Genomic DNA, 23284 nt, shown 5'->3' with positions numbered 1-23284 from the left:
CTGGCGCTGCTAAGCCTGGGCTTCAACAACGTCTACAGGTTGAATCGAATCTTCGCGGACTGCCGCGCCGAACTGCTCGATCATGTGCTGGATCAGCGGATCAGCATGGATCGACTCCTCGGCCAGCCGCTGGCGCTCTGCACGAAAGCGCGAAGCAGCCTGGGCCGGGGTTTCCTGTTCCGGCTTGACCAGCTCAATGGTTACTTTGAGTGTGCGCTGAGTGTACTGGTTCAGTGCATCGTTGAGTCGGCGCTGCTGGGTCAGGTTAAACAGTGCGCTGTGCGCCGGGTCCAGGTGCAACAGCCAGTCATCACCGTCAACCGCAATCAAGGTGCAGTTGGCACCAATACTGGCGGTCATGCCCGATACCGGTAATTTGGGGAACATGTTCAGCCATTCAAGGGCTAACCCGGTCGCCGGCATTGCAGCAGGCAACGGCTCGGGTTCCGGAGCAGGCTCGGCCGCATGCTCACTGGCCAGCTCGTCGAGGTAGCTGTAGGCCGCCGAGTCCATGTCCGGTTCGATGTAGTCTTCATCCAGCGGCGGCTCGTCATCGCGATCCATGCCGGACAAAGCCGCACCCACCTGTTCAACGGTAGGCTCGGGGATTGGCGCCGCTGCCCACTGCGGTGCATCCGGCACAACGCTGTCTGGCGTCGGCAAAGGCATCGGCGGTAGCTCGGGCGGCTCGCCAACGGTATCCAGCACCGGCTCAGGTACAGCCTCATCCTCGATTACCGGGACAGACGGCGCATTCCAGGGCAAGTCCTTTTCTGGCACTGCAGGCGCCTTGGGGGCCTCTACAGGCGCAGGAACGGCCTCGACTACCGGTTCTTCAACAACCGGAACCGGTACGGCAACAGGTGCAACTACTACTGGCGCTACAGGAGCAGCGTCAGCCACGGTTGGGGCGGAATCAACTGTGGCCTGGCTGATCCCCACTGGCTTTAGCGGCTGACTCGGCGCGTTAACGGTATCTGCCGGGCGGAAGGCCAGCATTCGCAGCATGACCATTTCAAAGCCACCACGCGGGTCTGGCGCCAGCGGCAAGTCGCGCCGGCCAATCAGGCCCATCTGGTAATAAAACTGTACGTCTTCGGCGGGCAACGCCTTGGCCAGGGCCAACACGCGGTCGCGGTCACCGTGACCGTTGTCGACGCCATCCGGTAACGCCTGGGCAATGGCAACCCGGTGAAACACATTGAGGATCTCGGACAGCACGCCGCTCCAGTCCGGACCTTGCTCGGCCAGATGGCGCACCGCTTCAAGCAGTGCCCGGGCATCGCCTTCGATCAAGGCGTGCAACAGGTCAAACACCTGGCCATGGTCGAGGGTGCCGAGCATCGCCCGCACGTCGCCAGCCAGCACCTTGCCTTCGCCGAAAGCGATCGCCTGATCGGTGAGGCTCATGGCATCACGCATCGAACCATCGGCCGCACGGCCCAACAGCCACAGTGCGTCGTCTTCAAACGGCACGTTCTCGACACTGAGCACATGGCTCAAATGCTCGACCACACGCTCAGGCGTCATGTTTTTCAGCGAAAACTGCAGGCAGCGCGACAGGATCGTGGCCGGCAATTTCTGCGGATCAGTGGTTGCCAGGATGAATTTGACGTAGGGCGGCGGCTCTTCGAGGGTCTTGAGCAGCGCATTGAACGAATGGCTGGAGAGCATGTGCACTTCGTCGATCAGGTAGACCTTGAAGCGCCCACGGCTCGGGGCGTACTGCACGTTGTCGAGCAGTTCACGGGTGTCCTCGACCTTGGTACGGCTGGCGGCGTCGATCTCGATCAGGTCGACAAAACGCCCTTCATCGATTTCGCGACACACCGAACACTCGCCGCACGGGGTCGAGGTGATACCTGTTTCACAGTTCAGGCATTTGGCGATGATCCGCGCGATGGTGGTCTTGCCGACGCCACGAGTACCGGTAAACAGGTAGGCGTGGTGCAGGCGCTGACTGTCCAGGGCATTGATCAGAGCCTTGAGCACATGGGTCTGGCCGACCATTTCGCGGAACGAGCGCGGACGCCATTTACGTGCAAGAACCTGATAACTCATTGATAACCGTCGCGTCTGAAAAGCGGAAGGGGCTAATGCTAGCGGAGCAAGGCCAAAATTGCATCCGATGCGCACTTTAAACTGCTCGGCACCGCTGCAATCCAGGTTTTATCCAGGCACGGCGATACGCCGACAGTTCAGTTGAACGCCGAAAAACGATTTGAACACTGGATTTTGATTTTGACCAAACCCGACAGAACTGCGGGTTTTAAAAATGGAGGCAACCCCACCAGCCACACCCCGGCACACAATGTTCCCGCTGTGGCTGCTTCCTTCCGGATCTGACCAGGTTAACGGGTAATCGTTGCGGAGGGACCGATAGGGTCACCATAACAACATCCGCCTAGCAGCGAACGGCGCCATTGTACCTGTCTGAGAAAAACTTACAACCGCTGTTGCAAGAATAAAAAAATGAATGGGCTCAAGCACTTGGATTGAGAAGAACAATAACGCCCGCTAGCCGCTACCGCGGGCTGCAGAGATACTTCAGCCGTGGGAGCGAGCCTGCTCGCGAAGATTATTCGCGAGTAGGCTCGCTCCCACCAGGGGCTGACCTGGAACAGAGTATCTACAGGGAACTAGATCAAAATGCCCTGCTCTTTCAAAAACACCACAAAGGCTTCTTCATCCAGCACCTTGAGCCCCAGCTCATTGGCCTTGACCAACTTGGAACCCGCTCCCGGCCCCGCCACCACGCAATGGGTCTTGCCGGAAACCGAGCCCGAGACCTTGGCTCCCAGGCTCTCCAGCTTGTCCTTGGCGACGTCGCGGCTCATCAACTCCAGCGACCCGGTCAGCACCCAGGTCTGACCAGCCAGTGGCAAGCCTTCGACAGCCTTTTTCTCGCTCTGCCAGTGCATGCCGAAGTCGCGTAGCTGGGCTTCGATTTCCAGCGCTATACGGGCATTTTCAGAACTGTCGAAAAATTCGCGCACCGCCTTGGCCTGCTTCTCGGGCAAGGCCTGGCGCATATCGAGCCAGTCTGCATCGATCACGCCTGCAAGCGAGCCAAATTTCTCGGCCAGCTTCTGCGCCCCGCCCGGCCCTACCGACGGGATGTGCAACTTGTCGATCAGCCCGCCCAACGTGGTGCTGGCCGCAAACTCGGCACCCAGCTCGCCCTGATCCTGCAATTCCAGGCCACGCTCCAGCAGTTGTGCAATCACCTGCTGGTTGTGCGCATCACTAAAGAAGCTGTGAATCTCGTGCGCCACTTCCAGCCCGACGTCAGGCAAGTAGGTGAGCACTTGCGGCAAGGCACGCTGCACGCGCTCCAGCGAGGCCAGGGAACGCGCCAGCACCTTGGCAGTCTCTTCGCCTACATCAGGAATCCCCAATGCATAGATAAAACGGGCCAAGGTCGGACGCTTGCTGTCGGCAATGGCCTGCAGCAGGTTCTTGCTCGACAGTTCGGCAAAGCCTTCGAGGTCGACGATCTGCTCAAACGCCAGGGTATAAAGATCGGCTGGTGAACTCACCAGGCCCTCATCCACCAACTGTTCGACGCTTTTCTCGCCCAGGCCTTCAATGTCCATCGCTCGGCGCGACACAAAATGAATAATCGCCTGTTTAAGCTGGGCTCCGCAGGCCAAACGCCCGACACAGCGATACACCGCGCCTTCGGTGATGGTTTCGCGGCCCTTGCTGCGCTTGATCAGTTGTGTGCGCTCGACATGGGAGCCGCACACCGGACAGTTTTGCGGGATCTGCACCGGGCGCGCATCTGCAGGACGACGCTCCAGCACTACTTGCACCACTTGCGGAATTACATCGCCAGCACGACGAATAATCACCGTATCGCCAATCATCAGGCCCAGACGCGCCACTTCGTCCATGTTGTGCAAGGTCGCGTTGGACACGGTCACACCAGCTACCTTGACCGGCTTAAGGCGCGCCACAGGGGTTACTGCACCGGTACGTCCGACCTGAAACTCGACATCCAGCAGCTCGGTCAGCTCTTCCATCGCCGGAAACTTGTGAGCGATGGCCCAGCGCGGCTCGCGAGCCCGAAAGCCCAACTCGCGCTGCGAAGCCAGGTTATTGACCTTGAACACTACGCCGTCGATTTCATACGGCAGCGAGGCTCGGCGCTCGCCAATATCACGGTAGTAGTCCAGGCATTCGGCAATCCCCTTGGCCAGTTTCAGCTCGTGACTGATCGGCATGCCCCATTGCTGCAGCTGCTTGAGATTGCCGATATGGGTATCCGAGAATTCCTCGGATACCTGCCCCAGGCCGTAGCAGCAAAACTCCAGCGGGCGGCTGGCGGTAATCTTCGAATCCAGCTGGCGTAAGCTGCCCGCAGCCGCGTTTCGCGGATTTGCAAAGGTCTTGCCACCGGCGGCAAGCTGAGTCTCATTGAGACGCTCAAAACCGGCCTTGGACATAAACACCTCGCCACGCACTTCCAGCACGGCGGGCCAGCCGCTGCCATGCAGCTTGAGCGGGATATTGCGCACGGTGCGCACGTTGACGCTGATGTCTTCGCCCGTGGTGCCATCACCTCGGGTAGCGCCACGCACCAAATTACCGTCCTGATACAGCAAACTCACCGCCAGCCCATCAAGCTTGGGCTCGCAGCTGTATTCAACTTCGGCGCCGCCACCGAACAGATCACCTGCGGGCAAATCCAGACCCTCACTGACACGGCGATCAAACTCGCGCATATCGGTTTCGTCGAAAGCATTACCCAGGCTCAGCATGGGTACTTCGTGACGCACCTGGGTGAAGGCTGACAACGCCGCGCTACCAACGCGCTGGGTCGGCGAATCAGCAGTAACCAGCTCTGGATGTTCGGCTTCGAGCGCTTTCAACTCGTGAAACAGGCGGTCGTACTCGGCGTCCGGAATACTCGGCTCGTCGAGTACGTGGTAGCGATAGTTATGCTGATCCAGTTCAGCGCGCAGCTCTAGAATGCGGGTATTGGCGGCGGTCATGGGGTGTTCTCTCACAAAGCAAAAGAGCAGCCGTGGCTGCTCAATGTGTTAAATCGTTTTGCACTGCGCGGGAGCAAGCCTGCTCCCGGCATTTTTAACGTTTTTGGGTCAGGGCACGACGCTCGAACTCAACGATGCGCTGACGGTAGTGTTCGATGGTCTGGGCCGTCAAAACACTGCGCTGATCATCCTTGAGCTCGCCATTGAGTTCCTGGGACAGCTTGCGTGCAGCGGCAACCATCACATCGAAAGCCTGCTTGGGATAACGCGGGCCCGGCAAACCAAGGAAGAAGCTGACGGCAGGGGTGCTGAACAGGTCAATATCGTCCAGATCAAACACACCCGGCTTGACCGCGTTGGCCATGGAAAACAGGACTTCGCCATTGCCGGCCATGCTTTCGTGGCGATGGAAAATATCCATCTCGCCAAAACGCAAACCGCTTTCCAGGATGTTCTGCAACAGTGCCGGGCCTTTGAACCCGGCCGGGTCACGACAAATTACGCTGATCACCAGGACTTCTTCAGCGGCCGGCTGTGGTTGCTGTTCTTTCACCTCAACCGCAGCCACGCTCGCAGCTGAACGCCCACGCGGCTTGGCTTGCGCTACAAAATCATCATCACGGGCGCTGATGCTCGGGCCGTCATCCAGATCAAGATTGAGATTCAGGTCGCCCTGACTTGGCTCACCACCACGTTTGCCGCGCTTGGAGCCCTTGTCGCGTGCCGGCATGCTCACGGATGGCAGGTCCTGCTCATCAAGCTGGGGCTCTTTATGGGTTGGCGTATCCAGTACCCGTGAAGGGCCCAGCAACTCAGGGCTGCTCTCGTCGTCAGGGGCGTTGGAAAAGCTGCGATCAAGACGAAACTTGAGCTTGCCTTTACCACCGCGCATGCGGCGCCAGCCATCAAAAAGAATACCGGCGATGACCACTATGCCGATGACGATCAGCCACTCGCGCAGACCGATTTCCATGTAATCCCGTGCCCCTAAAAAATGATTCTATGAAGAAGAGCCTAAAGCCCTTTAAAACGTGGCGCCAACTCTATGTTCTGAATGGCGTTTTACCCACGTACAAAAAAATTAGACGTTAAATTAACACGACCAAAGATAACTTTACACCGTCTGTCGCATTGAGTTATGCCCATGTAGCCTTCGACCTACGTGTGATATCGGTCAAATCCTAGATATTTTTCTTACAAGAAGAAAAAACTAGCCCTACATGCTTATAGCTCAAGCATCGACCATTGCCATTGCCTCCTCAACATCAACCGCCACCAGACGTGAACAACCGGGCTCATGCATCGTCACGCCCATCAACTGATCCGCCATCTCCATGGCGATTTTGTTGTGGGTGATATAGATAAACTGCACAGTTTGCGACATCTCTTTAACCAGGCGCGCATAGCGGCCTACGTTGGCATCATCCAGCGGCGCATCGACTTCATCGAGCATGCAAAACGGCGCAGGATTGAGTTTGAAAATGGCAAAAACCAATGCCAGAGCCGTCAATGCTTTCTCGCCACCGGACAGCAAATGAATGGTGCTGTTCTTCTTGCCCGGCGGCCGCGCCATAATTGTTACTCCTGTATCGAGTAAATCTTCGCCCGTCAGTTCCAGGTAAGCGCTGCCTCCACCGAAAACTTTTGGGAAAAGTGCCTGTAATCCACCATTTATCTGATCAAAGGTGTCTTTAAAGCGGCTGCGGGTCTCTTTGTCGATCTTGCGAATAACGTTTTCCAGGGTATCGAGCGCTTCGACCAGATCAGCATCCTGAGCATCCAGATAACGCTTGCGCTCAGATTGCTGCTGATACTCATCGATAGCCGCGAGGTTGATCGCGCCCAGACGTTGAATCCGCGCCGCAATACGCTCCAGTTCCTCTTCGGCCTGCTGCTCATTGACCTCGGTGCTCAAGGTGGCAAGCACCCCGTGCAAGTCATAGCCGTCTGCCAGCAATTGATCCTGTAATGCCGTACGACGCACGGTCAGCGCTTGCCACTCCATGCGCTGCTGTTCCAGTTGACCGCGAATCAGCTGCGATTGTTGCTCAGCCTGATTACGCCGCTTTTCAGCCTCACGCAATTCGCGATCTGCATCTTCAAGTGCGGTCTGGGCAATCTTGAGCTCCTCGTCCACGCTCAGGCGCTTGTCGAGCAGCTCTTCGAGCTTCAGGCGCAGCTCTTCAAGAGGGGCTTCACCCTCCTCCAGATTGAGATTCAATTGCTCGCGTTTTTCAGCCAGCCGCTCGGCCTGCATTTCAAGACGCTCAAGCGCCTGACGAGTCGAGTCGTGCTGCGCTTTAAGCGAGCCCAGACGAACCGCCAACTGGTGTGCGTGATCCTTGTGCTGGCGAGCATCCTGGCGGACCCGGTCCAGTTGCTCACGCAAATTGTCGCGCCGAGCCAATAGCAACTCACGCTGCTCGGTGTCGGTGGCCATGGTGTCCAGCGCATCTTGCAAGAGCAGGCGTGCTTCGCCCACTTGCTCATGCTCAAGCGCACGCTGTTCGCCCAACTCGGCCAGCTCTTCATCCAGGCGCCGACGGCGCAGGGTCAATTGCTCGACCTTGGCCTTGCTGGCAGATAGTTTGGCCTTGATCTCGCCCTGCTGACGGGCTTCGTCTTGCAAGCGACGTCGAACCTGCTCACGCGAGTCTTCTTGGGTAAGCTGTTGCTCGCGCAGACGTTGCAGTTGTTCTTCCAGCGTCGCAAGGGTGGCCTCACGCTCTTCGCGCTCAAGCCCAAGGCGCTGGATTTCCTGACCACGGGCCAGAACGCCACTTTCAGCTTCACTGGCGCGGCGAACACGCAAGAAGTTGCGCCCGACCCAATAGCCATCACGGCTGATCAGGCTTTGGCCATCCACCAGTTGCCCGCGCAAGGCCAGCGCCTGCTCCAGAGTCTCTACCGGCTTGACCTGACCCAGCCAGGGCGCCAGGTCAAAGTCGGCCTCGACCTTGTCGAGCAGGCTGCCCGCCAAACGGGATCCCTGGGCTGCGCCACTGAACAGGCGCAAATCGCCCTGGGCAAAACCGGCCAGGTCCAGCTGTGAAAAATCGTCGACCAATACCGCCTGTAAATCGGCGCCCAGCACGGTCTCGACGGCCAACTCCCAGCCTGCTTCAACGCGCAGGCCTTCGGCCAGCCGCGGCTGCTCGGCAAGTTGCTGTTCGCGTAACCATTCGCCTGCACCGGTGCCAGGATCGAGCGCAGCCTGTTGCAAGGCCTCAAGCGAGGCCAGACGACCGTTAAGTCGCTGCAGTTCACCCTGAGCCTGCTGCTGGTTCTGCGTCGCCTGTTGCAAGTCATGACGCACCTGCTCCAGGCGCTCGACCAGTAGTTCTTCGCTGGCCTGCAGTTCTTCCTGGGTCAACTCGCTGGTGGCCAACTGCTCACTCAGCTCGAGAATGGCCGCGTCTTCAGGGTCCGCCGCCAACAAGGCGCGCTCTTCAGCCAAACGCCGCTGACGCTCGGCCACGCGTTCCATGCTGGTTTCCAGCTGTTGGATACGGGCCTGCAAGACTTCGGATTGGCGCTGCGGCTCGGCCGAGCGCTGGTTGAAACTGTCCCACTGCTCTTGCCAGCCGTGCATGGTGTGCTCGGAAGTCTCAAGCGCGGCGCCCGCCTCCTCGGCCGAGGCGCTGGCCAGCTCCTGCTCTGGCTCAAGCATTTGCAGCTCTTCGCCCAAGGTCGCAAGCATGGTGCGGTCATGACCCAGGTGCGACTCGGTTTCGAGACGCGAGCGCTCGGCCTCGCGCAGGTCATCCTGCAACTGCCGCAAACGCTGCTGGCCGTGCTGAATGCTCTGCTCGACGCGGGCAATATCACCGCCTACGGAGTAGAAACGACCTTGCACCAAATTGAAGCGTTCTGACAGATCATGGTGCCCGTCACGCAAGCGTTCGATGCTGGCATCGGCGTTTCGCTGCTCGGCCACCAGGGCTTCGAAGCTGACTTCCTGGTTGCCAATGACCGCTTCGCGCTGGCCCACCTGTTCGTTCAGCGCCTGCCAGCGCAAGGCCGACAGCTGGGCCTTGAGCTGACGCTCCTCAGCCTTGTATTCCTGATACTTTTCAGCGGCCTGAGCCTGGCGGTGCAAGCGTTCAAGCTGGCGCCCCAACTCGTCTCGCAAGTCCGTCAGGCGGGCGAGGTTTTCGTGAGTCCGGCGAATTCGGTTTTCGGTCTCGCGGCGCCGCTCCTTGTACTTGGAGATGCCCGCCGCTTCCTCGATAAAGTTACGCAGGTCTTCAGGCTTGGATTCAATCAGCTTGGAGATCATGCCCTGCTCGATAATCGAGTAGCTGCGTGGTCCAAGGCCAGTGCCGAGGAAGATATCGGTAATGTCACGCCGACGGCACTTGGTGCCGTTGAGGTAATAGGTGGTCTGGCTGTCACGGGTGACTTTACGGCGGATGGAGATCTCGGCGTAAGCCGCGTACTCACCCAGCAGCGTGCCGTCAGAGTTGTCGAAAACCAGCTCGATGCTGGCCTGGCTCACTGGCTTGCGCGTGGTGGAGCCATTAAAGATGACGTCTGTCATCGATTCGCCGCGCAGGTTTTTCGCCGAACTTTCGCCCATTACCCAGCGCACGGCGTCGATGATATTGGACTTTCCGCAGCCGTTAGGGCCTACAACCGCCGCCATATTGCTCGGAAAGTTAACCGTGGTCGGATCGACGAAAGACTTGAAGCCAGCCAGCTTGATGCACGTCAGGCGCACGCTCAGGCAACCGTCAAGGCAGATAGCACCAGAGCACAACTGCGCTGGGCATAACTGCTCAGCACTACACGAATTTGCGCCAGGTCTCGCGCCAGCACGGCTTCGAGCAACTGCGCAAACAGGGCCAGAAATTCGCTCATCTCAGTCTTGCGCTGATCCAGTGCCAGGTAATAGGCACGGCTCATGGACGGATGCAGGTTCTCGACGGTTTCCTGCAAATACGGATTGTCGGCAAACGGGTACGCCGCACGCATCACATTGAAGCTGTCTTCAACGAAGGTGCTGATGTCCTGTCGCTCGAAGCTTGCGATCAGGCGCTGCTGGATTTGCAGGAACGGCCCCAGATCGGCCGGCACAGCCCAACGCTGCGCAACCGCATTGCCAAGCAGGATGTACATCTCGCTCATCAGCGTGCACAGGCTCTGCACCTTGTGCGGCGTGAGCTCGGTCACATGGGCGCCACGGCGCGGCAGGATGGCGATCAGATGTCGGCGCTCAAGGATCAACAACGCTTCGCGCACAGAGCCGCGACTGACATTTAGCGCCAGCGTCACTTTCTGTTCTTGAATGCGTTCCCCAGGCTTTAGCTCGCCGCGAATGATGCGTTCGGCGAGGTGGTGAGCGATTTGCTCGGCGAGGCTGTCCGGCGCCTTGAACGTCATGTTTTACCTTCAAAATCTTTGATCAGTACAAGCGGCGCAGTGTAACGCACTTGATGTGCGCTCGCGCAGAGCCCAGAGAGCTGAATATGGCACGAAATAAGCAAATAAATCCCTCGAAGATCAATCACAGGGATGGCTGATCTCTATTTCTTGACCCCAAGGTCAGCTTTAGCTAAATTCAGTACATCCCGCGTTACAACAATAATGATTATGCGAGGCCTTCCGTGATCCAGTTTCTACTCAATCAGACGCTACGCAGCGAGCACACGCTGGACCCGAATTTGACTGTGCTCAATTATTTGCGCGAACACCTGCACAAACCCGGCACCAAAGAAGGTTGCGCCAGTGGCGACTGCGGCGCCTGCACGGTGGTGGTCGGTGAACTGCACACGGACGATCAAGGCGTTGAACGCCTGCGCTATCGCAGCATCAACTCGTGCCTGACCTTTGTTTCTGCGCTGCACGGCAAACAGCTGATCAGTATCGAAGACTTGAAGCACCAGGGCCAATTGCACAGCGTGCAGCGCGCAATGGTCGATTGCCACGGCTCACAGTGCGGCTTCTGCACCCCGGGTTTTGTGATGTCGCTGTTTGCCTTGCAAAAAAACAGCACAGGGTCGCATAACGGCCATCAGGCCCATGAAGCGCTGGCGGGCAACCTGTGTCGTTGCACCGGTTACCGACCGATTCTGGCCGCCGCCGAACAAGCTTGCGGCGCCCCCCGGCAAGATCAGTTTGATGCGCTCCAGGGTGAGACCATCGCCCTGCTCAAAGCTATCGCTCCAACGCAGACCGGTGAACTCAACAGCGGCGACAAGCGTTGCTTGCTGCCCTTGACCATCAGCGATCTGGCCGAAATATATGAGTCCCATCCCCAGGCCCGCCTGCTGGCTGGCGGCACCGACCTGGCGCTGGAAGTCACCCAGTTTCACCGCCCATTGCCGGTCATGATCTACGTCGGCAACGTGGCCGAAATGAAGCGTATAGAACACTTCGATGATCGACTTGAAATAGGCGCAGCGGTTTCGCTGACAGACGCCTACGGCACACTCAAGGCTGAGTACCCGGACTTCGGCGAATTGCTGCAACGCTTCGCCTCGCTGCAAATCCGCAATCAGGGAACCCTGGGCGGCAATATTGGCAATGCATCGCCAATCGGTGACTCGCCGCCGCTGCTGATTGCCCTCGGCGCACAGCTGGTCCTGCGTAAGGGCGAAACCCGCCGTACGTTGGCGATTGAGGACTACTTCATCGATTACCGGGTGACGGCTCGCCAGGAAGGCGAATTTATCGAAAAGATCCTCATCCCCCGCGCGGACGCCAGGCATTTATTTCGCGCCTATAAAATCTCCAAGCGCCTGGATGACGACATCAGCGCCGTATGCGCGGCGTTCAATCTGCGCATCGACAACGCCGTAGTGACCGAGGCACGCGTGGCATTCGGCGGCATGGCAGCTACCTCCAAACGCGCCAAGGCGTGCGAAACCGCCCTGCTCGGCGCCGATTGGAACAGCGCCAGCATTGAGCGTGCCTGTGCGGCATTGGCGGCAGACTTCACACCGCTCTCGGATTTTCGTGCCAGCAAGGAATACCGCCTGCTGAGTGCGCAAAACCTGCTGCGCAAATATTTCATTGAACTGCAAACGCCACACCTTGAGACGCGGGTAACTGCTTATGTCTAACCATCACAAGATTGAGCCGACCCAGGCCGAGCTGACCGCCCTCTTCCAGCAAGACCTGAAGACCGGAGTGGGTCGCAGCGTCAAGCATGACAGTGCCGAAAAGCACGTCTCGGGCGAAGCGCAGTACATCGATGACCGACTGGAATTCCCCAACCAGCTGCATCTTTATGCACGCCTGTCCGACCGCGCCCATGCCAAAATCATCCGGGTCGACACCGCGCCCTGCTACGCCTTTGAGGGCGTGCGTCTGGTCATCACCCACGAAGACATTCCTGGCCTCAAGGATATCGGCCCATTGCTGCCCGGCGACCCGCTGCTGGCCATCGACAAGGTCGAGTTTGTCGGCCAACCGGTGCTGGCCGTTGCCGCCCGTGACCTGGACACCGCGCGCAAGGCGGCGATGGCCGCTATTATCGAATACGAAGATCTGGAGCCGGTGCTGGACGTGGTTCAGGCACTGCGCCAAAAACACTTTGTGCTCGACACCCATACCCATCAACGCGGCGACTCGACCGGCGCGCTGGCCGGCGCCGAGCATCGCCTGCAAGGCAGCCTGCATATCGGCGGCCAAGAGCACTTCTATCTGGAAACCCAGATTTCATCGGTAATGCCCACCGAAGATGGCGGGATGATCGTTTACTGCTCCACGCAGAACCCCACCGAAGTGCAGAAACTGGTGGCTGAAGTGCTCGATGTGTCGATGAACAAAATCGTCGTCGATATGCGTCGCATGGGGGGTGGCTTTGGCGGCAAGGAGACCCAGGCCGCAAGCCCCGCGTGCATGTGTGCAGTGGTGGCGCGCCTGACCGGGCAACCGACCAAGATGCGCCTGCCACGGGTCGAAGACATGTTGATGACCGGCAAGCGCCACCCGTTTTACATCGAGTACGACGTCGGCTTCGATGCCAGTGGCCGACTGCAGGGCATCCAGTTGGACCTGGCGGGCAACTGCGGCTGCTCGCCGGACTTGTCCAACTCCATCGTCGACCGAGCCATGTTCCATGCCGACAACGCCTATTACCTGAGCGATGCAACGATCAATGGCTATCGCTGCAAAACCAACACCGCGTCGAATACCGCCTATCGCGGTTTCGGCGGCCCGCAAGGCATGGTCGCCATCGAAGAAGTCATGGACCATATCGCCCGCCACTTGGGCCTCGACCCGCTGGCTGTGCGCAAGGCCAACTACTACGGCAAAACCGAACGCAACGTGACCCACTATTACCAGACCGTGGAGCACAACCTGCTGGAAGAAATGACTGCCGACCTGGAACTCAGCAGCCAGTACGCCGAGCGCCGCGAAGCGATCAAGGTGTTCAACGCCACGAGCCCGATCCTGAAGAAAGGCCTGGCGCTGACCCCGGTCAAATTCGGTATTTCCTTTACCGCCAGCTTCCTCAATCAGGCCGGAGCACTGATTCACATCTACACCGATGGCAGCATCCACCTTAACCACGGCGGCACCGAGATGGGCCAGGGCTTGAACATCAAGGTCGCGCAAGTGGTGGCCGAAGTGTTTCAGGTTGAAATCAGCCGGGTACAGATCACTGCCACCAACACCGACAAGGTGCCCAACACCTCACCTACCGCGGCCTCCAGCGGAGCGGATCTGAATGGCAAGGCGGCACAAAACGCGGCTGAAACCATCAAGCAACGACTTGTGGAGTTCGCTGCCGACAAGTATCAGGTCGAACCACAGAGCGTGGTTTTCCATAACGGCCAAGTGCGGGTGGGCGAACAGATCATCAGTTTTGAAAGCCTGATCCAGCAGGCGTATTTCGGCCAGGTTTCACTGTCGAGTACCGGTTACTACAAAACCCCGAAAATCTTTTATGACCGCACTCAGGCACGCGGACGGCCGTTCTACTACTTTGCCTTTGGCGCTGCTTGCGCCGAGGTCATCGTCGACACCTTGACCGGTGAATACAAGATGCTGCGCACAGACATCCTCCATGACGTCGGCGCCTCATTGAACCCGGCCATTGATATCGGACAGGTCGAGGGCGGTTATATCCAAGGTGCCGGGTGGCTGACCATGGAAGAACTGGTGTGGAATGCCAAAGGCAAGCTGATGACCAACGGCCCGGCCAGCTACAAAATTCCGGCGGTGGCTGACATGCCACTGGATCTGCGCGTGACCTTGGTGGAAAACCGCAAAAACCCCGAAGACACCGTGTTCCACTCCAAGGCAGTCGGCGAGCCACCGTTTATGCTCGGCATTGCCGCCTGGTGCGCGATCAAGGACGCTGTGGCGAGTTTGGCCGACTACCGCGTGCAACCTGCCATCGACGCACCGGCCACTCCGGAACGAGTGCTGTGGGGCTGTGAGCAAATGCGCAAACTCTCTGTAGCCGTTGCCACAGACTGCGATGAATTGCGCAGCAACCCGTTATTTGAAGGCCTTGCCGCGGTTACAAAAAAACCTGGGGCACAGCCATGAATAACTGGATCAGCGCCCTGGCCGAGTTGCAGCAACAAGGACAACCTTGCGTGCTGGTCACCATCATCGAAGAGCAAGGTTCAACTCCACGCAATGCTGGCTCAAAGATGGTGATCTGCGCCGACCAAATATTCGACACTATCGGCGGCGGTCACCTGGAATACAAAGCGATGGAGATTGCCCGACAGATGCTCAGCAGCGGCAAACACGACACTCATCTGCAACGCTTCAGCCTCGGCGCCAGCCTGGGCCAGTGCTGCGGCGGCGTGGCCGTGTTGCTGTTTGAACCCATGGGCCAGGTGCAGGCGCAAATCGCCGTATTTGGCGCCGGGCATGTGGCCCGGGCACTGGTGCCGCTGCTCGCCAGCCTGCCGTGTCGCGTGCGCTGGATCGACTCACGGGAACAGGAGTTTCCCGCGCTCATGCCACAAGGCGTGCAAAAAATCGTCACCGACGAGCCCGTCGACGAGGTAGATGCACTGCCCGTGGGTTGCTACTGCATCGTCATGACGCATAATCACGCCCTGGACCTGGAACTCAGCGCTGCCCTGCTCAAACGCAACGACTTTACTTACTTCGGCTTGATTGGCTCAAAAACCAAACGCGTGAAGTTCGAACATCGTCTGCGTGAGCGGGGTATCAGTGCGTCACATTTACAGCGCATGCGCTGCCCGATGGGCTTGAGCGAAGTAAAAGGCAAACTGCCTGTCGAAATCGCGATTTCCATCGCAGGCGAAATTATCGCCACTTACAACACCCACTTCGGCCAGCACATCGCCGGTGCCGAAAGCGCCTCATCTGACACCATTAAACAATTGCTGCCGTCTTCACGACGCAGCCATGCCACACATTGAGAATTGCCATGACCTGTAAAGCCTATCGCGCCGCCATTTTGCACAGCATCGCCGACCCCGCCGAAGTCGGGATCGAGGCTTCCTATGAGTATTTCGAAGACGGCTTGCTGGTCGTCGACAACGGCCAGATCAAAGCCGTGGGGCCTGCCAGCGAACTGCTCGCAACACTGGCCACCGACATTGAAGTCACCGAGTACCAGAATGCGCTGATCACCCCCGGGTTTATCGATACGCACATCCACTTTCCGCAAACCGGGATGATTGGTGCCTACGGCGAGCAACTGCTCGACTGGCTCAACACCTACACCTTCCCGTGTGAAAACCAGTTCGCCGACAAGGCCCATGCGGACGAAGTCGCCGATATTTTTCTGAAAGAACTGCTACGCAATGGCACCACCACTGCCCTGGTATTTGGCAGCGTACACCCGCAATCGGTTGATGCCTTGTTCGAAGCCGCACAGCGCCTGGACCTGCGCCTGATCGCCGGCAAGGTAATGATGGACCGCAACGCACCCGATTATCTGACAGACACCGCCGAAACCGGCTACAGCGAGAGCAAGGCGCTGATTGAACGCTGGCACGGCAAAGGTCGCTTGCATTACGCCGTCACCCCGCGCTTCGCACCGACCAGCACCCCGGAGCAATTGACTCTGGCGGGCAAGTTGCTGGGCGAATACCCGGATGTGTATCTGCATACCCATATCAGCGAGAACCTTCAGGAAATCGAGTGGGTCAAGTCGCTGTTCCCAGAGCGCAAAGGCTATCTGGATGTGTACGACCACTACCAGTTACTGGGCGAACGCTCAGTGTTTGCCCACGGTGTGCATCTGTGTGACGAGGAATGTGCGCGACTGGCTGAGACAGGCTCGGCAGTAGCATTCTGCCCGACTTCCAACCTGTTCCTGGGTAGCGGCCTGTTTAACCTGCCGATGGCCGAGAAACACAAACTCAATGTCGGTCTGGGAACGGACGTTGGCGCGGGGACCAGCTTCTCGCTGCTTAACACCCTGAACGAAGCCTACAAGGTCATGCAGTTGCAAGGCGCACGCCTTGATCCGTTCAAGTCGTTGTATCTGGCCACATTGGGCGGCGCGCGGGCACTGCGCCTGGAAGACAAAATCGGTAATCTGCAGCCGGGCAGCGACGCAGACTTCCTGGTGCTTGATTACAACGCCACACCGCTGATGAGCTATCGCCTCAAACAGTCAAAAAACATCGCCGAAACGTTGTTTGTTTTGATGACTCTGGGCGATGACCGCACCGTTCAGCAGACCTATGCGGCGGGCAATCTGGTGCACCAGCGCTGAGAAAATCTCGTAGCAGCTGCCGAAGGAACGAGGCTGCGTTCGACGATGCAATCGTCGTAAACCCGGTAAGCGTGTTGTATCTGAAACACCCAGGCTGAATGGTTTTACGACTGCTGCGCAGCCGGACGCAGCCTCGCGCTGCTCCTCAGCTGCTACAGGGATTTGGCTCGCCTTGCAGCCACATGACCACGCAAATGTTAAAGCTTGGCTGAAGGCCGAGTGCTTTTGCCTTTGGTTTGCAGCAAGTGCGAAAACACTGCGTGCAAATCATCTGAGGCGCTTTCTTCGTCGAGGTTGAGCTTGCTGTCGATGTGATCCATGTGATGCATCATCAAGTGCACCGCCTGGGTCGCATCACGCGCTTCAATGGCATCGATCAACTGCATGTGTTCGTCATAGGAGCAATGCGAACGGTTGCCGCTCTCGTACTGGGCAATGATCAACGAAGTTTGCGACACCAGACTGCGCTGAAAACTGATCAACGGCGCATTTTTTGCCGCCTCAGCCAGCTTCAGGTGGAACTCGCCTGATAGCCGGATCCCGGCACCACGATCACCGCGCGAAAAGCTGTCGCGCTCGTCCTGCACCATCTTGCGCAACTGCAGCAAGTCTTCAGCCGTGGCATGCACCACCGCCAACTCGGTAATGGCTTTTTCAACCAATCGCCGGGCCAGGAATACCTGGCGCGCTTCTTCTACGCTCGGACTCGCAACCACGGCACCACGATTGGGGCGCAACAGCACAACCCCTTCGTGGGCCAGGCGCGACAATGCACGACGAATGATGGTGCGACTCACACCGAAAATTTCGCCCAGAGCCTCTTCACTCAACTTTGTGCCCGGCGCCAGACGCTGTTCGAGGATCGCCTCAAAAATATGCGCGTAGACGATATCGTCCTGGGTCCCACTGCGGCCGGCCTTGCCTGCGCGGGTTTGTTTCTTGAGAGGCTGCAACTGTTCGTTCATGGGCACTCGTGTGGGAAGCGGCGGCGAATAAGGCGTTACGTAAATACGTAAACGGGCGTCGCTGACTGGGAATTAAAGCAAAAAAACAGGTCGCATTGTACACAAGCCAGAGTGCCAGTACGACTGTACGGTCATATACGAGCCCGTCTGTATCGCAATGAAATGTAACCTTTACGTTTAGGCTTGCGCCTTGCTCGAACTCTTATCAAAACCAAGGAAGACCATTCCATGACCGACGCCACGCAGACGCGCTTGCACCCACTGGCAGACACCTCTCCCTCAGCTGTAGTCGCAGGCTTTATCGCCATGATGACCGGCTATACCAGCTCCCTGGTCCTGATGTTTCAGGCGGGCCAGGCTGCAGGGCTTACCAACGGGCAGATTTCTTCGTGGATTTGGGCGCTGTCGATCGGCATGGCTGTTTGCAGCATAGGCTTGTCTTTACGTTACCGCACACCGATTACCATCGCCTGGTCAACACCTGGCGCCGCGCTGCTGATTACAAGCCTGGGCGGTGTCAGCTACGGCGAGGCCATTGGTGCCTATATCACCTGTGCGGTACTGGTGATTATCTGCGGCGTGACCGGCAGTTTTGAACGTCTGGTCAAACGCATCCCCTCGTCACTGGCTGCCGCCTTGCTGGCGGGCATCCTGTTCAAGATCGGCAGCGAAATCTTTGTCGCCGCGCAGCATCGTACCGGCTTGGTCCTCGGGATGTTTTTCACCTACCTGATCGTCAAACGCCTGTTGCCACGCTATGCCGTACTGGCGGCGTTACTGATTGGCACTCTGCTTTCAGGCATGCTCGGATTATTGGACTTCAGCGGTTTCGCCCTTGAACTGGCCGTCCCGGTGTGGACTACGCCTTCATTCTCACTGGCTGCGACCATCAGCATCGGCATCCCTCTGTTTGTGGTCGCCATGACCTCGCAGAACATGCCAGGAATCGCCGTACTGCGCGCCGATGGCTATAACGTCCCGGCTTCGCCACTGATCACCACCACCGGCGTGGCCTCATTGCTGCTCGCCCCTTTCGGCTCCCACGGGATTAACCTTGCCGCGATCAGTGCCGCCATCTGCACCGGCCCGCATGCTCACGAAGATCCGAAGAAACGCTACACCGCAGCCATGTGGTGCGGGATTTTCTATGGTATTGCCGGGGTTTTTGGCGCCACCTTGGCCGCGTTGTTTGCAGCTTTGCCCAAAGAACTGGTGCTGTCGATTGCGGCACTGGCACTGTTCGGCTCGATCATGAACGGCTTGAGCATTGCCATGAGCGAAGCCAAGGAGCGTGAAGCAGCCTTGGTCACCTTTATGGTCACCGCATCGGGCATGACCCTGTTCTCGATTGGCTCGGCCTTTTGGGGAATTGTGGCGGGCGTGCTGACCTTGATGATCTTGAATTTCAAAGCACGCTAACCGATCAAATCGCCAGCGCCCCTCCATCCACAGCCAGCGCATGGCCGGTGGTAAACGCGGCGCCGTCCGAGCACAGGTACAGGACGGCGCTGGCTACTTCTTCGACCTTACCGATACGCCCCACAGGGTGCATCGCTGCGGCAAACTCGGCCTTGCGCGGATCGGCCTCATAGGCTCGGCGAAACATATCGGTATCGATCACCCCAGGGCATACGGCATTCACCCGAATATGCTTCTTGGCATATTCAATGGCAGCAGATTTAGTCAGTCCAATCACCGCATGCTTGGACGCCGAATAAATACTCATCTTCGGCGCGGCGCCCAGCCCCGCTACGGACGCCGTATTGACGATCGCCCCGCCACCCTGGGCCAGCATCAATGGCAACTGATACTTCATACATAACCAGACGCCTTTGACGTTTACCCCCATGATCGCGTCAAACTCGTCTTGCGTGCCGTCAGCCAGTCGACCTTGTTCGATTTCTATCCCTGCATTATTGAAGGCATAGTCCAGACGACCGTAGGTGCTGATCGTCATCTCCATCAGATGTTTTACCTGAGTTTCAATAGTGACATCGCAGCGTACGAAAACTGCGGATCCACCTGCTGCTTCAATTTGTTCAACGGTGCCTTCGCCACTTGTCACATCCAGATCAGCCACCACCACTTTCAAGCCCTCGCCAGCAAACGCCAGAGCCGTGGCCCGGCCGATCCCTGCTCCAGCACCCGTGACCACTGCCACTTGCCCAGCAAACGTGATGCCCATTGTTGTAACCCTCAGGTGAGTGCAACTGCGCCCGGAACAGTTCAGGCGCGGCATTCTGCTTATTTATCGTAGTGATAAAAGACCGCCTACAACCATCACCAAAAATGATAAAAGCCTATTCGTGAAGGCTCATTCACTTGCTCTAAAACGCAAGAAGGACTATCAACAGTCATCCATTTGAAAAGAGTTACTGCAATGACTGACCAGACAAACCGCCAATTCCTGCTCGCTAAACGTCCAGTCGGCGCAGCAACCCGCGACGCCTTTACCTTTCAGCAAGTCCCGGTCGTACAACCGGAAGACGGCCAAATCCTGGTCAAGAACGAGTACCTGTCCCTCGACCCGGCTATGCGTGGCTGGATGAATGAAGGCAAATCCTACATCCCGCCAGTGGCGCTTGGCGAGGTGATGCGCGCCTTGGGTGTCGGCAAAGTCATAGCGTCTGCACACCCAGGCTTTGCTGTCGGTGATTACGTGAACGGTGCACTGGGTGTACAGGATTACTTCGTCGGTGAACCACGCGGTTTCTACAAGGTAGATCCGAAACTGGTGCCTTTGCCTGTGTATTTATCCGCGCTGGGCATGACCGGCATGACCGCCTACTTCGCATTGCTGGAAGTAGGCGCACCGAAAGCCGGTGATACCGTAGTGATTTCGGGTGCAGCCGGAGCGGTGGGCAGCATTGCCGGTCAAATTGCCAAGCTTAAAGGTTGTCGTGTTGTCGGTATTGCAGGCGGGAAAGAGAAGTGCGCATTGCTCACCGAAGAGCTGGGCTTTGACGGCGCGATTGACTACAAGAGCGAGGATGTAATCGCGGGGCTTAAACGTGAATGCCCTAAAGGCGTGGATGTGTTTTTCGACAACGTTGGCGGCGATATTCTCGACGCAGTCCTCAGCCGTCTAAATTTTAAGGCCCGGGTCATAATTTGCGGTGCAATTAGCCAGTACAACAACAAGGAAGCCGTGAAAGGCCCATCCAACTACTTGTCACTGCTGGTCAATCGCGCACGTATGGAAGGTTTTGTAGTGATGGACTATGCCGATCGCTATGCAGCGGCAGGTCAAGAAATGGCGGGATGGCTGGCCAAAGGCCAACTCAAAAGCAAAGAGCATATTGTCGAAGGGCTTGAAACTTTCCCGGAAAGCTTGATGAAACTGTTTAACGGGGAAAACCACGGCAAGCTGGTTTTGAAGGTCTAACACTTGAACATTCTGTGGGAGCTGACAGAGCAGCTCCCACAGATCGCTTTAAGCCAGCTCAGCGACCACAGCAGCCAGGGCTTTGGCCGGATCAGCCGCTTGGCTGATTGGACGACCGATCACCAGATAATCAGAACCCGCATCCAACGCCTGGCGCGGAGTCAAAATACGGCGCTGGTCATCCAGAGCGCTGCCGGCTGGACGAATACCCGGGGTTACCAATTTCAGAGTCGGGTGGGCCGCTTTCAGCGCTTGCGCCTCCAGAGCGGAACACACTAACCCATCCATCCCGGCCTTCTGCGCCAAGGCTGCCAGGCGCAACACCTGCTCCTGAGGCTCGATATCCAGGCCAATGGCGGCAAGGTCTTCGCGCTCCATGCTGGTCAACACAGTGACGCCAATCAGCAGCGGCTGCGGGCCACTACGCTTGTCGAGCACTTCGCGGCAGGCAGCCATCATGCGCAAACCGCCCGAACAGTGAACGTTAACCATCCACACGCCCATTTCAGCAGCAGCTTTAACCGCCATTGCTGTGGTATTGGGAATATCGTGGAACTTGAGATCCAGGAACACCTCGAAGCCTTTGTCACGCAGAGTGCCGACAATTTCCGAAGCACAGCTGGTGAACAGCTCTTTGCCCACTTTCACGCGGCACAACTTGGGGTCCAACTGATCAGCCAGTTTCAGTGCGGCGTCACGCGTTGGGAAATCCAGGGCGACGATAATAGGAGTCTGGCAGTCGGACATTAGCGGGTTCTCAGGCTGGTCGAAATCGGCGCGCATTGTAGCGGAACCAGCCGCTCACCGGCACCCGATGATCGTAAATTCACGTTTTTAGTCAATCCCAAGGGAATAACGCGCGCTACGGGATAACCGTCCTACAATGGAAGCAATGCAAACAGACTCACTCAATATGATTCACGGCAACCCACTACGCAAATCCTGCCCCGTGAGTTTCCAAGTTCAGGAGAACACTATGCCCTGGTATGCCTGGTTAATTCTTATCGTCGCTATTGGCGCCATCGTGGGTGGGCTGATGACCCTGCGCGACACGGCTAACAAGGTTGAGCTGACCGACGAACAACGTAAACGCGTAGCCGAGCGCAACGCAGAAATGGACGCCAAGGAATCCAAGGACAGGTAATCAGCTCAGCAGTTGGGGCCAGCGTTCCGAAAGGATGAGTTCCCAAGGGTAAATGCCTACACGTTTTTGAACAAATCACCCCATGCATATCCTTGGAACTCACCGTTATGATGGCCCATTACACATAGAGACACCTGCCATGCGCTACTCACAAGATCATAAAGCCAATACCCATCAGCGCATCGTTAAAGAAGCATCCGGGCTGTTTAGACGGGATGGCATTGGCGCAACGGGCCTACAGCCCCTGATGAAATCCCTGGGCCTGACACACGGTGGTTTCTACGCTCATTTCTCATCCAAGAACGACTTGGTAGAAAAGGCACTGCAACACGCCGCAGGCGAAGTTGACGGCCTCTGCGCCGAACTGTTCAGTCAGCCACAACCGCTGCATGCCTTTATTGACGCCTACTTATCTGACTGGCACCTCAATTCTCCCCATGAAGGTTGTCCCTTGCCGACCATGTCTAGCGAGATGGCACAACAAGGGCAAGCCAGCGCGACCACTGACTACGTAATCGATGCCAGACTGAAACAGATCCAGGCCACACTAGAAGGGCCAGACGCAGACGACCAAAGTGTTGTGATATTCGCAACCCTGGTTGGGGCACTGGTTCTTGCGCGTGCAGCAGAAAGCACAGAACTCAAAGAAAAAATACTCAACGCAACGCGTGACGTTTTAAAGCAAGCGGCAGTAGAGGCTTGAATATTCCCGCTGGATAAAAAACAAAAAAGCCAGTCAATGACTGGCTTTTTGCGCTCAACTGCTCGGCTTAGTTAACCGCTAACTTATTCCGATTTTTCTCAAAAATAACTTTCCCTATGCCTTTGACCTCAAGCAGTTCATCGGCCGAAGTGAAGCTACCATTGGCTTCACGGTACGCCACAATCGCCTTGGCTTTAGCCGCACCGACTCCAGAGAGTTCACGCTGAAGCGTCGCCTCATCTGCAGTATTGAGGTTGATTGTCATCACCGGCACATCTGGCGCAACCTGCGCAGCCACCACCGGTGCAACTGCTGTGGTTGAGGGCGCAGCGTGAGCCACGCTGGAAACACCTGCCATCAAAGCCAAAAAAATCGAAGAAAGAAAGGCAATACGCATAAGTGACACTCCAATACATCGTTAAGTG

17 protein-coding genes and 1 other RNA gene are annotated in these 23284 nt (G+C 57.5%); 8 read left to right on the top strand and 10 right to left on the bottom strand.

What is annotated here, in order from left to right; all coding sequences use genetic code 11:
* Positions 1-9: 9 nt before the first annotated feature.
* The 6 genes from dnaX to U5A05_RS08535 all read right to left on the bottom strand — a co-directional run bounded on the left by dnaX (position 10) and on the right by U5A05_RS08535 (position 10379).
* Positions 10-2061, bottom strand: coding sequence for a DNA polymerase III subunit gamma/tau (dnaX, locus tag U5A05_RS08560; RefSeq protein WP_321836111.1), 2052 nt, complete (start codon positions 2059-2061; stop codon positions 10-12).
* Positions 2062-2285: 224 nt separating this feature from the next.
* Positions 2286-2382: signal recognition particle sRNA small type (gene ffs / locus U5A05_RS08555), an RNA gene on the bottom strand.
* Between the two features lie 257 nt (positions 2383-2639).
* Positions 2640-4997: an NAD-dependent DNA ligase LigA gene (gene ligA, locus U5A05_RS08550; RefSeq protein ID WP_261741699.1), complete on the bottom strand. Its 2358-nt coding sequence runs from the start codon at positions 4995-4997 to the stop codon at positions 2640-2642.
* 94 nt (positions 4998-5091) lie between these two features.
* Positions 5092-5970 carry a cell division protein ZipA gene (gene zipA, locus U5A05_RS08545; protein WP_261741698.1) on the bottom strand — a complete coding sequence of 293 codons (879 nt, stop codon included), beginning with the start codon at positions 5968-5970 and terminating at the stop codon, positions 5092-5094.
* Between the two features lie 258 nt (positions 5971-6228).
* On the bottom strand, positions 6229-9717 hold the full coding sequence (gene smc, locus U5A05_RS08540; protein ID WP_321836110.1) for a chromosome segregation protein SMC: 3489 nt from the start codon (positions 9715-9717) through the stop codon (positions 6229-6231).
* 2 nt (positions 9718-9719) lie between these two features.
* The gene (locus U5A05_RS08535) at positions 9720-10379 is read right to left on the bottom strand and encodes a GntR family transcriptional regulator (RefSeq protein WP_261741696.1); all 660 of its coding nucleotides are present in this window, start codon (positions 10377-10379) and stop codon (positions 9720-9722) included.
* A 224-nt stretch (positions 10380-10603) separates the two neighbouring features.
* On the opposite strand from U5A05_RS08535, the gene xdhA reads away from it, so the two are divergent.
* From xdhA to guaD, 4 genes are read left to right on the top strand one after another with little or no spacing between them, the layout of a single operon-like run.
* Positions 10604-12061 (top strand): xanthine dehydrogenase small subunit, encoded by a 1458-nt coding sequence (xdhA, locus tag U5A05_RS08530; RefSeq protein WP_321836109.1) that lies wholly within the window; start codon positions 10604-10606, stop codon positions 12059-12061.
* A complete protein-coding gene (gene xdhB, locus U5A05_RS08525; RefSeq protein WP_321836108.1) occupies positions 12054-14501 on the top strand; it encodes a xanthine dehydrogenase molybdopterin binding subunit in 2448 nt (815 codons plus the stop codon). The genes xdhA and xdhB overlap by 8 nt, the downstream gene beginning before the upstream one ends.
* Complete coding sequence (gene xdhC / locus U5A05_RS08520) at positions 14498-15355, top strand: xanthine dehydrogenase accessory protein XdhC (protein ID WP_261741693.1); 858 nt, start codon at positions 14498-14500, stop codon at positions 15353-15355. The genes xdhB and xdhC overlap by 4 nt, the downstream gene beginning before the upstream one ends.
* Before the next feature lie 8 nt (positions 15356-15363).
* Entirely contained in the window at positions 15364-16662 is a 1299-nt protein-coding gene (gene guaD / locus U5A05_RS08515) for a guanine deaminase (RefSeq protein WP_261741692.1), read from the top strand.
* 197 nt (positions 16663-16859) lie between these two features.
* On the opposite strand, the gene U5A05_RS08510 is transcribed toward guaD, so the two are convergent.
* Positions 16860-17627: a GntR family transcriptional regulator gene (locus U5A05_RS08510; RefSeq protein WP_261741691.1), complete on the bottom strand. Its 768-nt coding sequence runs from the start codon at positions 17625-17627 to the stop codon at positions 16860-16862.
* 228 nt (positions 17628-17855) lie between these two features.
* On the opposite strand from U5A05_RS08510, the gene U5A05_RS08505 reads away from it, so the two are divergent.
* Positions 17856-19046, top strand: a complete 1191-nt coding sequence (locus tag U5A05_RS08505) for a benzoate/H(+) symporter BenE family transporter (protein ID WP_261741690.1) — start codon at positions 17856-17858, stop codon at positions 19044-19046.
* A gap of 4 nt (positions 19047-19050) precedes the next feature.
* On the opposite strand, the gene U5A05_RS08500 is transcribed toward U5A05_RS08505, so the two are convergent.
* Positions 19051-19812, bottom strand: a complete 762-nt coding sequence (locus U5A05_RS08500) for an SDR family oxidoreductase (RefSeq protein ID WP_261741689.1) — start codon at positions 19810-19812, stop codon at positions 19051-19053.
* Between the two features lie 195 nt (positions 19813-20007).
* Between U5A05_RS08500 and U5A05_RS08495 the strand changes: the two genes are divergently transcribed.
* On the top strand, positions 20008-21012 hold the full coding sequence (locus U5A05_RS08495) for an NADP-dependent oxidoreductase (protein ID WP_261741688.1): 1005 nt from the start codon (positions 20008-20010) through the stop codon (positions 21010-21012).
* 48 nt (positions 21013-21060) lie between these two features.
* On the opposite strand, the gene pyrF is transcribed toward U5A05_RS08495, so the two are convergent.
* Positions 21061-21759, bottom strand: coding sequence for an orotidine-5'-phosphate decarboxylase (gene pyrF, locus U5A05_RS08490; protein ID WP_261742401.1), 699 nt, complete (start codon positions 21757-21759; stop codon positions 21061-21063).
* Between the two features lie 229 nt (positions 21760-21988).
* Between pyrF and U5A05_RS08485 the strand changes: the two genes are divergently transcribed.
* Together U5A05_RS08485 and U5A05_RS08480 are read left to right on the top strand one after the other, a co-directional pair.
* Positions 21989-22156 (top strand): DUF2897 family protein, encoded by a 168-nt coding sequence (locus tag U5A05_RS08485; protein WP_019826736.1) that lies wholly within the window; start codon positions 21989-21991, stop codon positions 22154-22156.
* A gap of 139 nt (positions 22157-22295) precedes the next feature.
* On the top strand, positions 22296-22859 hold the full coding sequence (locus U5A05_RS08480; protein WP_261741687.1) for a TetR/AcrR family transcriptional regulator: 564 nt from the start codon (positions 22296-22298) through the stop codon (positions 22857-22859).
* 67 nt (positions 22860-22926) lie between these two features.
* On the opposite strand, the gene U5A05_RS08475 is transcribed toward U5A05_RS08480, so the two are convergent.
* On the bottom strand, positions 22927-23256 hold the full coding sequence (locus U5A05_RS08475; RefSeq protein ID WP_321836107.1) for a ComEA family DNA-binding protein: 330 nt from the start codon (positions 23254-23256) through the stop codon (positions 22927-22929).
* Between the last annotated feature and the right edge of the window lie 28 nt (positions 23257-23284).

This window comes from Pseudomonas kulmbachensis (assembly GCF_963681935.1).
GTDB classification, from domain to species: domain Bacteria; phylum Pseudomonadota; class Gammaproteobacteria; order Pseudomonadales; family Pseudomonadaceae; genus Aquipseudomonas; species Aquipseudomonas kulmbachensis.
This window is presented reverse-complemented; position numbering and strand designations above follow the sequence as displayed.

What these genes read in the sequence shown, in the direction of transcription:
- dnaX (WP_321836111.1), bottom strand. Translation starts at nt 2,061, where the DNA reads ATGAGTTATCAGGTTCTTGCACGTAAATGGCGTCCGCGCTCGTTCCGC.
- ligA (WP_261741699.1), bottom strand. Translation starts at nt 4,997, where the DNA reads ATGACCGCCGCCAATACCCGCATTCTAGAGCTGCGCGCTGAACTGGAT.
- zipA (WP_261741698.1), bottom strand. Translation starts at nt 5,970, where the DNA reads ATGGAAATCGGTCTGCGCGAGTGGCTGATCGTCATCGGCATAGTGGTC.
- U5A05_RS08535 (WP_261741696.1), bottom strand. Translation starts at nt 10,379, where the DNA reads ATGACGTTCAAGGCGCCGGACAGCCTCGCCGAGCAAATCGCTCACCAC.
- xdhB (WP_321836108.1), top strand. Translation starts at nt 12,054, where the DNA reads ATGTCTAACCATCACAAGATTGAGCCGACCCAGGCCGAGCTGACCGCC.
- xdhC (WP_261741693.1), top strand. Translation starts at nt 14,498, where the DNA reads ATGAATAACTGGATCAGCGCCCTGGCCGAGTTGCAGCAACAAGGACAA.
- guaD (WP_261741692.1), top strand. Translation starts at nt 15,364, where the DNA reads ATGACCTGTAAAGCCTATCGCGCCGCCATTTTGCACAGCATCGCCGAC.
- U5A05_RS08510 (WP_261741691.1), bottom strand. Translation starts at nt 17,627, where the DNA reads ATGAACGAACAGTTGCAGCCTCTCAAGAAACAAACCCGCGCAGGCAAG.
- U5A05_RS08505 (WP_261741690.1), top strand. Translation starts at nt 17,856, where the DNA reads ATGACCGACGCCACGCAGACGCGCTTGCACCCACTGGCAGACACCTCT.
- U5A05_RS08500 (WP_261741689.1), bottom strand. Translation starts at nt 19,812, where the DNA reads ATGGGCATCACGTTTGCTGGGCAAGTGGCAGTGGTCACGGGTGCTGGA.
- U5A05_RS08495 (WP_261741688.1), top strand. Translation starts at nt 20,008, where the DNA reads ATGACTGACCAGACAAACCGCCAATTCCTGCTCGCTAAACGTCCAGTC.
- pyrF (WP_261742401.1), bottom strand. Translation starts at nt 21,759, where the DNA reads ATGTCCGACTGCCAGACTCCTATTATCGTCGCCCTGGATTTCCCAACG.
- U5A05_RS08485 (WP_019826736.1), top strand. Translation starts at nt 21,989, where the DNA reads ATGCCCTGGTATGCCTGGTTAATTCTTATCGTCGCTATTGGCGCCATC.
- U5A05_RS08480 (WP_261741687.1), top strand. Translation starts at nt 22,296, where the DNA reads ATGCGCTACTCACAAGATCATAAAGCCAATACCCATCAGCGCATCGTT.
- U5A05_RS08475 (WP_321836107.1), bottom strand. Translation starts at nt 23,256, where the DNA reads ATGCGTATTGCCTTTCTTTCTTCGATTTTTTTGGCTTTGATGGCAGGT.